The 14702-nt window shown below is 64.4% G+C and carries 15 protein-coding genes and 1 pseudogene; 9 read left to right on the plus strand and 7 right to left on the minus strand.

What is annotated here, in order from left to right; translation table 11 throughout:
• Positions 1-16 precede the first annotated feature (16 nt).
• From dcd to DKM19_RS21905, 4 genes are read left to right on the plus strand one after another with little or no spacing between them, the layout of a single operon-like run.
• Positions 17-544 (plus strand): dCTP deaminase, encoded by a 528-nt coding sequence (gene dcd, locus DKM19_RS21895; RefSeq protein ID WP_110705879.1) that lies wholly within the window; start codon positions 17-19, stop codon positions 542-544.
• Entirely contained in the window at positions 541-1065 is a 525-nt protein-coding gene (locus DKM19_RS50780; RefSeq protein ID WP_204358927.1) for a hypothetical protein, read from the plus strand. Before dcd ends, DKM19_RS50780 begins: the two co-directional genes overlap by 4 nt.
• Complete coding sequence (locus tag DKM19_RS21900) at positions 1062-2147, plus strand: glycosyltransferase family 4 protein (protein WP_204358928.1); 1086 nt, start codon at positions 1062-1064, stop codon at positions 2145-2147. The genes DKM19_RS50780 and DKM19_RS21900 overlap by 4 nt, the downstream gene beginning before the upstream one ends.
• Positions 2144-2551: an HIT family protein gene (locus DKM19_RS21905; protein WP_110697914.1), complete on the plus strand. Its 408-nt coding sequence runs from the start codon at positions 2144-2146 to the stop codon at positions 2549-2551. Before DKM19_RS21900 ends, DKM19_RS21905 begins: the two co-directional genes overlap by 4 nt.
• A 192-nt stretch (positions 2552-2743) precedes the next feature.
• On the opposite strand, the gene DKM19_RS21915 is transcribed toward DKM19_RS21905, so the two are convergent.
• Positions 2744-3769: an ISAs1 family transposase gene (locus tag DKM19_RS21915; protein ID WP_162641669.1), complete on the minus strand. Its 1026-nt coding sequence runs from the start codon at positions 3767-3769 to the stop codon at positions 2744-2746.
• A gap of 715 nt (positions 3770-4484) precedes the next feature.
• Between DKM19_RS21915 and DKM19_RS21920 the strand changes: the two are divergent.
• Both DKM19_RS21920 and DKM19_RS21925 read left to right on the plus strand, forming a co-directional pair.
• Positions 4485-4706 (plus strand): annotated as a pseudogene (locus tag DKM19_RS21920) (transposase); the annotation flags it as partial.
• Positions 4707-5112: 406 nt separating this feature from the next.
• Positions 5113-5859 (plus strand): excalibur calcium-binding domain-containing protein, encoded by a 747-nt coding sequence (locus tag DKM19_RS21925; RefSeq protein WP_110697920.1) that lies wholly within the window; start codon positions 5113-5115, stop codon positions 5857-5859.
• Between the two features lie 1146 nt (positions 5860-7005).
• Here the strand turns inward: DKM19_RS21925 and DKM19_RS53010 are convergent.
• From DKM19_RS53010 to DKM19_RS21955, 6 genes are all read right to left on the minus strand, one after another.
• A complete protein-coding gene (locus tag DKM19_RS53010; RefSeq protein WP_110697922.1) occupies positions 7006-7218 on the minus strand; it encodes a transposase in 213 nt (70 codons plus the stop codon).
• A gap of 286 nt (positions 7219-7504) precedes the next feature.
• Positions 7505-8428, minus strand: a complete 924-nt coding sequence (locus DKM19_RS21935) for a hypothetical protein (protein WP_110697924.1) — start codon at positions 8426-8428, stop codon at positions 7505-7507.
• Positions 8425-8865 carry a PadR family transcriptional regulator gene (locus DKM19_RS21940; RefSeq protein ID WP_239514377.1) on the minus strand — a complete coding sequence of 147 codons (441 nt, stop codon included), beginning with the start codon at positions 8863-8865 and terminating at the stop codon, positions 8425-8427. The genes DKM19_RS21935 and DKM19_RS21940 overlap by 4 nt, the downstream gene beginning before the upstream one ends.
• A 358-nt stretch (positions 8866-9223) precedes the next feature.
• On the minus strand, positions 9224-9670 hold the full coding sequence (locus DKM19_RS21945) for a nitroreductase family deazaflavin-dependent oxidoreductase (protein ID WP_110697926.1): 447 nt from the start codon (positions 9668-9670) through the stop codon (positions 9224-9226).
• Positions 9667-10683, minus strand: a complete 1017-nt coding sequence (locus DKM19_RS21950) for an alpha/beta hydrolase (protein ID WP_239514378.1) — start codon at positions 10681-10683, stop codon at positions 9667-9669. Before DKM19_RS21950 ends, DKM19_RS21945 begins: the two co-directional genes overlap by 4 nt.
• Positions 10684-10778: 95 nt before the next feature.
• Positions 10779-11309 carry a PadR family transcriptional regulator gene (locus DKM19_RS21955; protein WP_110697928.1) on the minus strand — a complete coding sequence of 177 codons (531 nt, stop codon included), beginning with the start codon at positions 11307-11309 and terminating at the stop codon, positions 10779-10781.
• Positions 11310-11687: 378 nt separating this feature from the next.
• Here DKM19_RS21955 and DKM19_RS50785 point away from each other — a divergent pair, with 378 nt between their 5' ends.
• The 3 genes from DKM19_RS50785 (at position 11688) to DKM19_RS21975 (ending at position 14558) form a co-directional block, all read left to right on the plus strand.
• Complete coding sequence (locus DKM19_RS50785) at positions 11688-12023, plus strand: hypothetical protein (protein ID WP_204358929.1); 336 nt, start codon at positions 11688-11690, stop codon at positions 12021-12023.
• A 751-nt stretch (positions 12024-12774) separates the two neighbouring features.
• Positions 12775-13275: a SigE family RNA polymerase sigma factor gene (locus DKM19_RS21970; RefSeq protein ID WP_204358930.1), complete on the plus strand. Its 501-nt coding sequence runs from the start codon at positions 12775-12777 to the stop codon at positions 13273-13275.
• Positions 13272-14558 (plus strand): hypothetical protein, encoded by a 1287-nt coding sequence (locus DKM19_RS21975; RefSeq protein ID WP_110697932.1) that lies wholly within the window; start codon positions 13272-13274, stop codon positions 14556-14558. Before DKM19_RS21970 ends, DKM19_RS21975 begins: the two co-directional genes overlap by 4 nt.
• Positions 14559-14702 lie beyond the last annotated feature (144 nt).

Here is a 14702-nt window from a genome sequence, read left to right on the forward strand (position 1 = left end):
ATGGGGGGTGCCGCGCATGATCCTTACCGGCCCTGAAATCATCGCATCCACAAGAAACGGAAAGATTTCCATATCGCCGTTCAATTCCGATCAGATGAACCCGAATAGTTACAATGTATGCCTTGGGGAAACGCTGATCACCTACGCGGGCGATATGATCGATGCCTACCACCCAAATCCCACGGACGTTACCAAGATAGACTCTCGTGGTTTCGTTCTGCAGCCTAATGAGCTCTATCTCGGGCACACGGTCGAGGAAGTCGGCTCCGATTTCTACGTGCCCTTGCTCTTCGGGCGCTCCTCGGTGGGGCGGCTCGGGCTCTTCGTCGAGATCACCGCCCCGATTGGGGACATCGGATTTCACGGCCAGTGGACGCTAATGCTCTCTCCCATCAGGCCTCTGCGTGTTTATCCCGGCATGAAGATCGGACAGATTATGTTCTTCGACACACTGGGTAAGATCGACCTCTACTCCGGAAAGTATCAGGGGGCCGTCGGCCCTCAGGAGTCACGCTACTGGCGAGACAAGCTGGGACAGCTGTGATTCTCACGGGGCCGGAGATCGCCAGAGCAATCGAGGCCGGCGACATCACCATCGACCCTTTCGACGCTTCTCAGCTCTCGCCTAACGCCTACGACTGGCAGCTCGGCAACACCATCCGCGTCTGTGAGACCGATCTCGATGCCGCATACCCCTCGGAATTCATCGAGCAACCCATCCCGGTGGAGGGCATGGTCCTGCGGCCGGACAGGCTCTATCTCAGCGTCACTCACGAGCGCACCCATTCCGAGCGCTACGCGCAAATGATTAACGGGGACCGCACGGTAGGGGCGCTTGGGGTGTGGGTGCATGTTTCGGCACCCCTGGGGCACGTGGGCCACGCCATTAGATGGACTCTCGAGATGCAGGTTGTCCGCCCCGTGCGGATCTACCCGAGAATGACATTTGGGAAGATCATATTTCTGCAAACCCGCGGAGAGGTGGCCAGCTACCAGCGCATGGGCCGGAAATACACCCGCAGCAACGGCATCGATATCTCGCGCCTACACGAGGAGCTCGGGTGAACCTCCTCACCGGAATCGATCTCACATACCCCAGTCCAGGGGGCAGTGTAGAACTCCTGCAGGATCTTTATCTCGCGCCTGACTCCCGTATCCCGGCCGACGTTTTCATGTTGGCTCCAGCGGACGGAACAGCCTCCGGGCCGGGCCGTGGTCCTGCCCTGCTCTCGGTTGACGGCAAAGCGCTGTCAGGTGTCAGTTTCTGGTCCTATGTTGAGAGGCTCGTCGCCGCTGTCAAGAAAAGGTTCGGCACTACCGACTATGAAGTCCTTCATCTTCAACATCTAACCTTCGGTGCGACACCTGCCCTGCAGCGAGCATTCCCGGAACAGGCGAAGATCGCGCTCGTACACGGCACCGATCTCTTGTTTGCCATGGAAAATCCAACTCAGGCGGAAGTGCTGCGGGAAACCACGGGCTCAGTCGACGCGATCGTCGTGCCTACCAAGGCGATGGCGGACCGATTGCGGCAGATCACTCCTGTCTCGCCGAATCGGATCGTCCATATTCCCTGGGGTGTACCCGATCAGCTTCTCGCGCGACCACCGATCCGATCTGTGCGCCCACAGGGTGTTCTTCGAATCCTCTACGCGGGTCGACTGACGGCCCAGAAGGCCACGCCCTACATCATCGCAGCAGCGGCCGAGTTCGACGGAATCGAACTCGGGGTCGCGGCACCGGCAGCGGAGTACGCAATGTTCGCTGAGCAGGCCGATCTCTCACGGGTGCGCTATCTCGGATGGCTGTCCCGTGAACAGCTCTGGCGCGAGTTCGCCCGGCACGATGTGCTGATGGTCCCTTCGCCCAAGCTGGAAGCATTCGGACTCGTCGCCGTCGAAGCGCAGGCGTGCGGCCTGCCGGTCATCTACCAGCCCATGTCCGCCTTGGTCGAGGTGCTGGGCGACTCCGCGCTCGCGGTCGATTTCGGAGATATCGGAAAGCTTGCGACTACCTTCAAAAATCTGAACGGTTCGCAGGCGCTCCTTGACGAAACGGGCTCTGCCGGATTGGTCAACAGCGCACGATTCCCCTTATCGAGAACCGCCCGGGAGCTCAGTGAGCTATCCCTGGAGGTCCTGCGATGACGAACCGGGGCTGTGTCTTCTGTGCCATCGTTCAGGGACGACAACCCGCCGCCATCGTGTTCGAAGACGACCTGACCTTAGCATTTCTCGACATCACGGCGGTCATGGACGGGCACACTCTAGTAATTCCGAAGCGTCATGCGACAGACCTCTGGCAAATCACTCCGGAGGATGCCGCTGCCGTGATAAACACCGTCCACGGTATGGCGCGGCGCATTCGCGAAGTGCTGAAGCCCGAAGGCCTGACGCTCTTTCAGGCCAACGGGGAAGCAGGCTGGCAGGACGTGTTTCACCTCCACGTTCACCTCGTGCCCCGCCTGGCTGGGGACCACCTCTGTCGGCCATGGAAAGCCGAACCGGTCGCCTTGAGTGAGCTCGCGGCGACTCGCGCTCGTCTTTCCTGAAACACCGAAGACCTACGGCTTTCCCGAGTATGAGGACGACGATCCGATCCTCCCCAGCCCGTTCATCGACCTTAACGTGCTCTCGGTGAGTCCTAAAACCGTTGTGGTCAATGAGGCGTGTCCCAAGCTTAGGGCCCCGGCATATTGAGGATTTGATCTATTGAGGGTCGGTTGTTCATAGGGAGAACAGGGTCAGTAGACGGCGTGGGGCGTAGCCATAGTGGCGGCGGGCGTGGGCGATGTTGGTGTGCCTTGTTGCCGGAACGCGCCGATCGCGAGGTTGCGGATCGCGGCCATGACGTGCGGGAGCTGCCCGGTGCGGACCTGTCTGGCGTCCTCACCAAAGGTGACATAGTGGACGTAATGCTCACAATTTTCCACTACCCAGTGCGAGCGGGCGTAATGGTTGAGATGGGCGGGTCCGGCCAGGTCCACGGGCAGGCTGGCGATCCCGAACACGACCTCCTTGCTGGTGCGGACCCCGTCCAGGCCGCCGCGATAACGTAGGATCCGGAAGAATTGGGCGGCGCTGGGGAAGTCGACGCCCGCGGCGGGCGCGGTCCGGATCGCACGCATCTCGGTCCGGCCGTGGCCGCGGTCGGTCATCGTGTGACCGCGGGTGGCGAACTCCTGCCCGGTCCCGGTCAGCGCCTTGATCGCGGCGGCCAGCAGGGTGGGCTGGTTGTCTTTGAGAATGAGAACATAGTGGGCGCGGCGATCCTCGGTTAGATGCCGGGCGCTGGCGCGGACCATGTGCAGCGCGTCGCCGGTCAAGACCATCCTCGCGACGTCAAGTCCGGCCAGCAGCGGCGCCAGTTTGGGCACTTCGGTGTTCTTCATCCCAATCTGCCGCTGCGCCGAAACGGTGCCGGAGGCGGTGTCGAACAGCGACAGCAAACGGACCTGCCCGTCGCCGGATAGCCAAGCGCCGTGCAAGGCCTTGCCCTCGAACGCGGCTGACGGCAACATCCCCTCGGGCGTGGGCCGTTGCTGTTGCCGCCGGCAGGCGCGGCGGGCCTCGCGCTCGCGCGGCGCCGGCCCATCGGGCTCCTTGCCGTCGGATTCTTCTGGCCGGTGGTGTGGTTCGGCTAGGTAAGCAGCGGTTTGCCGGTCCACGTCGTTGCCGTCGACGTCGGCTAGTGCTCTGTTCCTCAAAGCAGGTAGATAAACCGACGCCGACGGCGGCGAGGATCGCTTAGCCAGGGATTCCTGACGCAATGTGGGCGCATCTCCTCGCCACGGCAGCCAGAGCGTGCGCCGCCCTCACCTGATCATCGTGATCTCCCAGCTCATAGGTGAGGTGGCGATGGAGGCAGTGTTCGAGGTGATCGACGACTGCGGACTGCACCCGCGCGAGGAACTGGGTGCACTAAGTTCTGTGCATGTCGCCGTTCCTGCTCTCCTTGGATGAGATGATCGAGCTGCGGGCCGGGTAGGCCCATGAGCTTCCTGACGATCTCCGCTCCTACCAGGAACACCTCACTCACGACACACCGATTGCCCTGGCCCCCAGCTCAGGCTCTATCGCCCGAGACGGCCTGAGGCCCGACGCGTACCGCATCACGACCACCGACTGGGGTGGCGAGGTTCGGACCCCGGTCTACACCCGCCAGCAGGCTCACCACCGGCGCCGCCCGCACTGGACAGAGACCGACATGCTGGCCACCGAGACCGCGAATCGCCTACGCGAAGAACTCCGCGATGACGCCTCCATCGCGTTCCTGGCCGGCCGGACCGCTGAATGCTGCGGCCGGATCAGTGAACTCGCCATCTTCGACAGCGCCGGTGAGCCGATCTTCGATCAAGCCTTGGCGCCACACAACGGCGAACGCTACGACGCCCGCGGGGTGGAGGAGTTCTGGCCGTGCGCACGCGAGCACCAGCCCCCGGAAAACTCCTCGCCGCCATCCTCACCCAGGGTCGTGGTCACGACCTTGACGATTGGATCAACGCCGTACGCGCCGATGACCTGCCCGCCCTGCACCGCTTCGCCCTCGGCATGGAGAAGGACAAACAAGTCGTCATCGCCGGGCTGACTCTGCCCTACAGCAATGGCCCCATGGAAGACACCAACGCTAAGGTCAAGCTGCTGAAACCCCAGATGTACGGCCGAGCCGGCTTTGCCCTGTTACGGCAGCGGATCCTCCTTTTTTAACCACGCACTGTCACCACCGCATTCGTGCCAGAGCCGAAAACCGTACAGTCCCCCTCGCCAAATCGAGACGACAGAAACCGGCCGTGGCAGTGACCGCCGTATGACTCCAGCTGGACCGGTTTCTCCCGTACCGATCATGTCCATTCGGTGACGGCGCACGTCGGATCAACACGGTTATGTGAGCAGGAAACTCCTGTTGCCGCCGTGGTCCTGTCAGGCTTGTGTTCGACGCCGATCCCCGTGAAAGCACCCCATGCCCCCTCGCTACAACCCCCCACCCACTTGGCCGGCTCCCCCCGCGGGCTGGAGCCCGCCACCCGGCTGGCACCCCAACTCCTCCTGGCCTCTCCCTCCCCCCGGCTGGCAGCTATGGGTAGACGAGCGCCCGCAACCGGGCTGGTTGCGGGTGACCAGACGGATCTATCTCGGCCCGGCGCACACCCCGCCGGGGCGCAAGATCATCCGGGCCGGACTGCTGGGCCTGCTGACGCTCGGCGTGCTGAGCGCACCGCTCCAGCGCCTCGACCCTGCCCCGATGGCCACCGAACGCGTCACCCTGCACCGCTCCCCCACACCCAGCGGTGCGACCGGCACCGCGCAGACGCCACTCCCACCCGCACCGCCGACAACACCTCCGCCCTCCCCACCCACCATGCCCTCTCCGGCCGTCACGGTGACGGTCACTGTGTTCCACATGCTGAATCTCAGCGATCAGGACGCGGCCAGCGCCCAACGGCGGCTACATGAGCTGGGCGTGCGCATCGTCGCCATGAGATCGACAGACGGCAAGACGGTGACAGCCCTCTCAGGGTGGACCGTGATCGGTCAATCCCATCTGCCCGGCGAAGAGATCACCGAAGACACCACGGTGACCCTGACTCTGGACCGGAATCCACCGCGCCTGAGAACCGTGCCAACAAAACCACCCGAGCCACCGGCGAGAGAAACAACCAAGCCCAACCCCCTGGCCACCTCGCAGCCGCCTGAACGGGCGACGTCCTCATCCGTTCCGGCCCCGGGGGCCGACCCTCGTTTCAGCACCTGCCGGGAGGCGAACGCACACGGTTATGAGGACTACCGCCAGGGCGTGGACGTCGAATACGACTGGTATGAGGACCGCGATGGCGACGGCCAGGTCTGCGAACGCAGGTAGAAAGACCGCTGCGGGGCCGCGTCCTAGGACGTCATCGCGGAGAGCGATCCGCTCTCTTCGGTGACGCACACGCCACCATTCCCCGGGTCGGTAGTTGCCCACGTAACGCTGGTAGCTACCGGTCGTGGCGTCTACCTCAGGGACAGAAAAGCGGTCAAGACAGGCACGAACGGCGCGCATGCTCTGCAGCGCGCTCTTCTCCGCCTCGCTGCGGGAACGGTCCTCAAGCTTGAAAAAGCCCAATGGAACGGCGTTTACTGACATCCGATGACGAACCACTGCGATAAAGGACCGTCTCATAGGTCTTGACCTGCAGGTTCGCCACTTGATGTCAGCAGAAATCGTCACCATATGTCAGGCAGAGGTCAACGAAGCCTTTGATCATTCCTCGAAACGATCTTCTTTGGAAGATAAATCGGCCTCTGACCTGGGCATTGACATGTAGTGACGATTTTGTACTGACAGTTTTGTGACGACTCCCAGAGGTGTCAGTGCGCAGGTCAGAGGCACTTTTCGGCCGCAGGTGATCACCTGAGATGACCTGCGCTGAGGCCGTGCCACATCGGAGAGGGCGTCTACGGCTACAGGTAAGCGCGGCTCAGGGCGTTGTCGCGCAGGTGGTCGACGGCGCGGACACAGCGCAGGACACCACTGTGCCCAGGCGGTCTGTGCTTGGCGATGACGAAAACGCCTGTGGCGTAGGCAACGCTGGTGGAATCCGTCGCTACGCCGACGCAGAGATCCTTCGCATTGACAGCGTGAAAGCCGCTCACCCCCGCGTCCCTTTCACGGCGGTATCGACCCTTGCCCTGCCGGCGGCGTCTCCACGCAGCACTGGGTCTTATGCGTCCCAGCCAGCAGGCCGGTGCAGGATGGCCGGCTCCACTGACATCACGTGACGCTTCGGGAAGATCCAGCGACTAGAAAAACCCCTCCGACCTGCTAATCCGTCACTTGCTGTCAGTGAAAATCGGCATCAGGATGTCAGTGGCGTCCCCTGTCGATGCCAGGTGGCCCCCGGCTCGGGCGCTGATCTCTTTCCCTGGTCAGGCTCGATACCCGCACTTCTGAGCCGGGGCAGGGGATGGCGTCAGGAGAGGCGTTTTCCGGCGCCGATGGCCGCTGTGGCGCACGGGCGCGGGCGTCTCAGGGGCGCAGGGTCTCGCGGTTCATCCCGAGCTCCCGCGCCACATCGGCACAGGTCCGGCCCGTTGTACGGACCAGCCTCACCGCATCTCGCTTGAACTCATCGCCGAACTTCGACGGTCGTGCCACCCGAAGGCTCCCCTCTATGGAACAAGATCCATTGTCAAGGGTGTCCTCACCTCGGGGGAAGCTCCGCTCGCTGCAGATTTGCATGAGTCAACAGTGTCCTTGGATTCCACGCCCAACAGTTGCGAGAGGACCGCATCTTCGACGAGATCCGCGCGAGCGCTGGCGACATCCGCCGAGTCTGTGACATGTTCGGCCTGACCGTGAACGGTGCGCTTCGTTACGCCAACGCTGTCGAACGCCCCGACTTGCGCGAAGAGGCATCGGCCTGGCCGTGAACGGATGTTCCAAACTGCAGGCGAATAGGCGAGCTGTGAGAGCGCCATCGTTGGGTAGGTGATGACAGTGGTACTGCCACACGTTCACAACGCCGCTAGGCTCTCGCCCGGGTACGGCGAGCCGCCACCAGCGACGCTGCAACGAGCACGATGAGCACCCCCCAGTAGGCGAATCCGCGCCTGCTCTGGTCGGCCAGGTTCTCTCCGAGATAGACCAAGCCGGGTACAAGGTAGACGGCGGCAGCAAGCGCCCACCGGCTATCCCTGGCCGCCACTGTGGCGCAGAGCACAAGCGCCAGGATCGGTATCTCCAGGATCGCCCGGAACAGCACCCAGTTGGAAAGATCACGGAAGCTGAACTCCATCAACCGCAGGGACCAGCAGAACACGGGCACGAGCAGCCACAAAAATGACCGTGCGGGCAGCGTAGGGCCCCACCACCGAACGCCGGTGTCCTTTTCGGACCTCGCGCGCATCGTCGTTCCCGGCCGCACGGCGAGTACGGCCAATCCCACCACGACCAGCCAATAGGGTACGACCGGCGAGATATCGCCGTAAGCTGGCCCGAAGAACGGGATCCAATCCGCGCCGGCGGATCCAAGAATCATGGGTCGGCTGACCTGCATCGCAGCGACCAAGGCCAGGAGCAGCGCCACGCGTGTCCAGCCACGAATGATCGCCAGCATCAGCACGATCGCCAGCGCAGCCCACACTGGGTGGATGAAGTGCAGCACGACAGGAATTCTCGTAGCGAAGGTGGTTGTCACCACAGCGACCACGCCCAGATGCAGCCCATCTGCCCACCAGGGCACACCTCCCGGCCTGGCATTGCGTACGCGAACAGCGAAACCACCGACGAGGAGGGAGAACATCTCCCGAAACGCCGGTCGGCGCGCCTGCGGATCGGCCGCCTCCATCAGCGTGCTGATCAGTTCTTCACCGTGCTGCTCACGGTAGGCCCTGGGGTAGGCACGCAGGAGACGGCGGTAGCGCTGTTCGAGAGAAGCGGAATGGTTCATGCGCCCATCACCGCGATCTGCCGGATGACGAGGAAGGCAGCCCGCTGGAGTCGTACCGCCTCTGCGCGGACTGCGGTCACGCCCTCATCGGTGATCCGATAGTAGCGTCGTGGACGTCCGTTGACGATCTCTTCGCGTTCCACCTTCACCCATCCTGTCTCCGAAAGTCGGTCGAGGGCGCTGTACAGCGTGCCGACGGGCAACCGCACCTCACCGGAGGACTGCTCATGCGCACGTTTGATGATCCCGTAGCCATGCAGCGGCTCTTGTAGCAACGCGACGAGGATGAAGTAGGTCGCCTCTGTCATCTTGACCATGAGCCGCACTATATATCGACCGTCGAAGTATGGGGAACTTGCTACGTTGCGTTGCAACGCGCTCAGCAACGGCCGGTGTACATCACCTGGGCGGAGTTCGAGATGCTCCACAACCAGCATGATTCCCTCAACGGCGCTGACCTGAAGATCGATTCCACCCGGCTATCGGTCGAGACCTCAGCAGAACGAGTGCTGAACGCCTGGACCACGGCACGGAGTGTCAAAAGGCAACGACGGTGACCCGCAATCACCACAGGACCCGTTCACTGGGCCGTTTGACCCGTGATAAACGCTACTTATCACGGGTCAGAACGTCGGATCCGAAGGGCCCCTGGCCAGGCTCAAAACCGCTTACCGCTATGGGCTACTCCATTGTTTCCCAGGGCCGGATTCGAGCCATAGAAAGCGATCTCAAGACTGGCCGAGGTCATGTCCAACGTCGTGCGTGCGGTCAGCGAGACGTGCCTGCAGATCATTGTCAGCCGAGGTCTGGCATTGCCGCCCGTTCGATGATCACGATCGGGATCTGCCTTGACATCTTTCGCTGGTAGCCGAGGTAGCGCGGCCAGATCCCGGTCATCGTCTCCCACAGGCGGAGCCGCTCGTCCTCGGCCGCCGGGCGGGCCACCGCGCCGAACACCTCGGCCCCGACCTGCACCTTGACCTGTGGCTGAGCGAGCAGGTTGTGGAACCAGAGCGGATGGGCGGCGGCGCCGCCGTTGGAGGCGGCCACGAGGTAGCGGTCATCGTCGCGGCCGTAGATGAGGGCGGTGCGCCGGGGAAGTCCTGAGCGGCGGCCGATTGTCGTGATCAGCAGCGTGGGGGCGCCATGGAAGAGGTGACCGCGAGTGCCGCCGGACTCGGCGTAGCTCTTGACGTGCCTGGCCACCCATCCGGTCGGGTTGTCGATCGGCTCTTGGCTCATCGAGCCGTTCCGCCCACGCGGCGGTCGGCCCACTCGCGTGCCTGCGCGAACCAGCGGGGCGCGGTGCGGTGGCCATTGAGCACGTGCCCGGTGCCGGGGACCAGGATGGTCTCCAGCTTGGCGCGGGAGCTGTAGAAGGGACCCTCCTGGGCGTGCAGCGCTGCTGAGGAAGAGCGGGCTCCGGCCAGCAGCTTGTCGTGCTCACCGTTGACGATCAATACCGGGGCCTGGATGTGCTTGTTGATCGAGGGCGGGGTGTAGGAGTCGCCGGGAGGGAAGACGTCCGTCGTCTTGGCGGCCTCGTCTGCGGCGATGACCCTGAAGTCGGCATTGGGCCGATGGTAGAACCAGGTGGCCCGCAGGCCGGGCCGGGTGGTGAGGTAGCCGTCGTCGAGCCCGCGCCCGGCGAAGCGGGGGTCGTCGGCGGCGCGGTAGATTCCCGTGCCCATCTGCTCAAAAGCGGCCTCGTTCGGCACGCTCGACTCGCCGGTCAGGATGACACCGTCCACCTCCGCTGGATGTGCGGCGGCCACAGTGCGGGCAAGGGTCGAGCCCAGCGAGTGGCCGACCAGAACGACCTTGGCGAACCGGCCGCCGCCTAGACGGCCCTCGCGCAACTGCCGGATGAGCTGGCGGATGACGATCTGATGGGTGTCCTGCCCGAAGCGGGCGCTCGGCGGGTAGGAACTCGCCCCGGTACCGAGACGGTCAATGGCCAGCGTGGCGTACCCGGCGGTGGTCATCGTCTCCACGTAGGAGGGGCGCTGCCGGTCGCCGCGCATCCGCCAGTAGGCCTGGCCATAGAAGCCGCCGGGAATGAGCAGCTGAGCGGTGGCGGCATGGCCGCGCGGCAGGCACAGGGTGCCTGCGACGCGCTGGTCGGCGGGGCCGCTGGCGGTCATCGCCACCTTGGCGCTGACTGTCCGGCAGGCGGAGGCGGCGTTTGCCGCTACCGGGATCGAGGCTGCGGGGATCGGGGCGAGCGCCAGAAGTACCGCTGTCGTGATGCGCATAGAACTCCTTAGGGGTACCCAAATTTGGTTAACCAAATTTGGGTACCGAACTATGGCTGATCAACCCTCTCGCCGTCAAACCGGTCTGGGGCCGATCAGGCCGGCTCCTCGCCCCGTTCCAGCCGCCCGATCAAGTCACGGACCCACGCCGCCTCACCTGTCGCCTGCACCGCGCGCAGGGCGAACAGCTCTGCCACGTTCCTTGGACGCCTTCCCTCCTTGGCCGTGACCGTGATCTGCGCCCGCTCGCCCTCCAGCGCGCGCACTCGCTCCCTGAGCAGCGCGATCACCTCCTCCTCCGGCAGCGCGGGTAGCAGCACAAGGGCTGCGTTGAGCAGTTCCGGACGCCGGTCGGGAACCCTCAGGGCGCTTCTAAGCAGCCCGAGGAACTCGGCCTCGCCCTTCTCGTTGATGGCGTAATCGACGCGGCCCGGCCATTCGTGCACCTCGCTGGTGTCCAGAAGACCTTCCTTGGCCAGCTGACGCAGCGCGTGATAAATCGAGCCCGATCTGAGCCCTGCCCATTGCCCAGCCTCCCACGACTCCAGTTCGGAGCTCACCAGATAGCCGTGTGCCTGACCGTGCAATTGCACCACGCCAAGGACCAGCAGTCGCGTCGCCGACATCGTCTCCCTCACTCACCGGGGCCCGGCATCCGCCAAGCAACCGCTCTGCCGAACAGGCTAGCTGTCGTGCCGGTGGAGGCTGGAAGGCGACGGGCGAGGCAGCCCATGCCGCTCCCAGGGTGACCATGACTACGCCAAACCCAGCGCGGAGGCCATCGCGGCCGTCACCACCCACCTCGCCCCGCCGTACCCACTGACCGGCTCTTTTCCGTGGGGAGAAGCGGCGACGGCCCCTTTCAGGCGTAGTTGGTCTCCCCCTGGAGCAGCCAATAGCGATTATCGATATGGCAGATTGATACGTATCGACATTTGACGTCCCTGATCGTTTCTGACCTTCTCCTCGGCAGGGCACGACATCTCCGACTGCGACTAGCGGTCGTGACATTGACGGCTTCTGCGTTGCTGGGCGGCCTTGCCTGTGAGGCGGGTGCCGTCACCGGCGAGACGCGTACCTCCGGCAGCGCCGCCCGAACGGGGAGCAACGCCTCCTCCGGCTCCGATCTGAACAAGACGCTGCAGGAACTCGAGAGGTCCTACGACGAGCGTATCGGCGCGGTGGGCATCGATCTGGGGACCGGTAAAACGGTCGGCTATCGGGCCGACGAGCGCTTCCCGTTCAACTCCATATCAAGTACGGCCTTGGTACTGGTGGGCTCGTCTATTCAACTGTCGCGAGTTGTCATTCCCGTGAGGGGCGATGGTGACGTTCCGTGATCTCCTGCGGCGTAGCGGCTCCAGGCTCCGCCGCCTTCCCGGAGGAGACGGGCGGTGGTTTTGTCGTGGTAGCCAAGAGCGTCGGCGACGACGGGGCGGGCATCTCCAGGAGTTGCTGCCAGACGGCGGCGCTGCGGCCGGCCGCTGCTGGGATGCCGATCTCTCTGAGGAGCGCGGACAAATGCTCGGGGCGGCAGGGCGGGCCCGCTCGGTGGCCGGGAAACAGCCAGCGAGCGGCGCGGTTGGTAGTGGTGTTCATGTTGTCGCGAATCACGATGTAGTCCAGGAGCAGTGATGCGACCGGCTCGGGGACGGGCGAGGACGGATTTCCGAGTCGCAGGAACACTGCTCTCCGTTGCGGATCAGGTCGTCGACGGTGAGCTGGACGACCCGGGTGAGGGGTTGCGCGTAGAGAAGCACGATGATGCCGGAACGACCAGCCCAGCAGGTAAACCACTCCACGCGGCGTATAGCGGATATGGAACCGCTCGACGATCAGCGCGGCGGTGCGCGAGACCACCCACCGCGATCTCGACCCGTACCTGATGGCCACCGCCGCGCGCACCTGTCTACCGGTTGGGAAGTCCCCCCGTCCTGCGGCTCGGACAGAGACGGGAAAGCAGCAGGTCAGCTTGGGACACCGCTTGGCGCAGGCAAAGCTCCTGGGAGTTCCGGAAAAAACCTCGCCGCGCGGTGCAACACTTCGGCCCCTTAAGCCGTCTGGGTCATGGAGATCGAGAAGGGACCCCCATTGGACGACGAACCCGGCTTCGACAGATTCGTGGCCGAGCACGCGGACGCGCTGCTCCGCTACGGATACGTCCTGACCGGCAACCCTCACGACGCCGCCGACCTTGTCCAGGAGACCCTCCTACGGATGCGCGGTGCCTGGTCGAAAGTGCGGCGTAAGGACAATCCGAACAGCTACGCGCGGATCACGATGGCGCGGCTGCACATCAGCATCTGGCGGCGGCACAGGCGGGAACACCTCACCGAAGACCCGCCGGATCGGGCCGTCCACGAGGTTTTCCCCTTCGAGAAGCAGCAGGGGCTCTGGGAGGAGCTGTCCGCGCTGCCTCGCAGGCAGCGCGCCGTGCTGGTGTTGCGCTACTACGAGCAGCTCACCGACGCAGAGATCGCCAAGGTGCTCGGCATCTCTGCGGGAACCGTACGCAGCCAGGCCTCGCGGGGCCTGGACAAGCTGCGGTCCTCCCTCTCCCCCTCGCCCGCGACCCACGGGAGCCCGCGATGAACGATCTCGAAAACGAGTTGAGCCGCCTTCTCGCCGATGCGGCGGACCGGGCACCACGCGCGTCGGCCGGGCTGTCAGCGATGGTCAAGGCACGTCATCGCCGGCGGCGGGCGCGGTCCGCCGCCCTGCTCGCGGCCGTGGCCGTGGTCGTGGTGATCGGCGGAGCCGGCGCGGCGGTGAAGGCCGTCCACACGTCGGTTGCGCCGCAACCCGCGGTGAACCCGACGGGCAAACCGACGGGCAGGGCGACGCCACCGGTGGATGTGATCCCTCCGTCCATCGAGAAGGTGTGGCCGCAGGCCGTACGCAAGATCCCCGCCACGCTGCCCGACGGGCGCGACTACCACCCGCAGCTGCTCCTGGACGATCGCACGCTGCTGGTCATGACGGGGACCAAGGGCGGGAAGCGTCGGTTCCTGTGGAGCTATGACCTGAACAGCGGCAGGCCCACGCGGATCGCCGAGATTCCTCCGACGAAGGGCTCGCAGAGCTTCGCCGACGGCGTCGCGGCGGGAGACGGGAACATCGTCTGGTGGGCGTTCAAGGAGGCGGGCAAGAACCAGGTCGCCCAGATCTGGACGGTGCCGGTCCGCGGCGGTACGCCACGGCCGGTGAGCGACGTTCCCCTGGGAAACGCCACGAAGCAGCTGGGCCAGATCACCGACCTGACCGTCGTGGGCAAAAACGTGATCTTCGCCTACGAGAAGGGGGGCGTCTACCGGGTGCCGCTGAGCGGGGGCCAGATGCAATCAGTGAAGGGCACCGAGCAGCAGCGCATCCTGCAATGGCCATGGGTGGGCACCCGTCGAGGACCGAACACCTTCCCCACGCTGTTCAACGCCGAGACCGGCGAACGGCGCGACGCCGTAGTCGCAGCCGACGAGCAGGTCAGATGCGGTGTCATCCGGTGCACGGGCATGAAGATGCGCTACGAGAAGGCCCAAGCCACATGCACCGTCAAGCCGTGCACGGACAAGGCGAGGCAAAAGCAGGTCGCCCTGCGCAGCTTCGTCCGCAAGCGCGACGGTTCCGGGGAAAGACCACTGCCGGCCGCCGCCCTGTATGACCTCGCCCATGAGCGGTTCATCAAGCAGATTCTCCACGGACCGCGAGGGGAAAGTGTCCTGGCCCTCTACGACATAGAAACCGGAAAGGTGGCCACCCTTGGCATAATAACGGGTGCGAAAGAGCACATGTCCATTCCCCAAAACCGGCCCGATGCGCTGATGACCTATTCGATCGGGAACAAGATGTACGTCCTGGACCTATCCACGATCGAGTAAACCGGAAGCGTCTGCCGGGTGACGGGCTCCATCCCTCCTCAGCCCGCAGCGCTCGCCGTCGTCCGGCGATGCGGGCCGGTGGGAGAAGCTCCTCCGCGATCTTCATCGAAGCCTCAGTTGGCGGGGAACGGCAGAGGTGAAATC

Source organism: Streptosporangium sp. 'caverna', from assembly GCF_003203775.1.
Classification (GTDB): Bacteria; Actinomycetota; Actinomycetes; order Streptosporangiales; family Streptosporangiaceae; genus Streptosporangium; species Streptosporangium subroseum.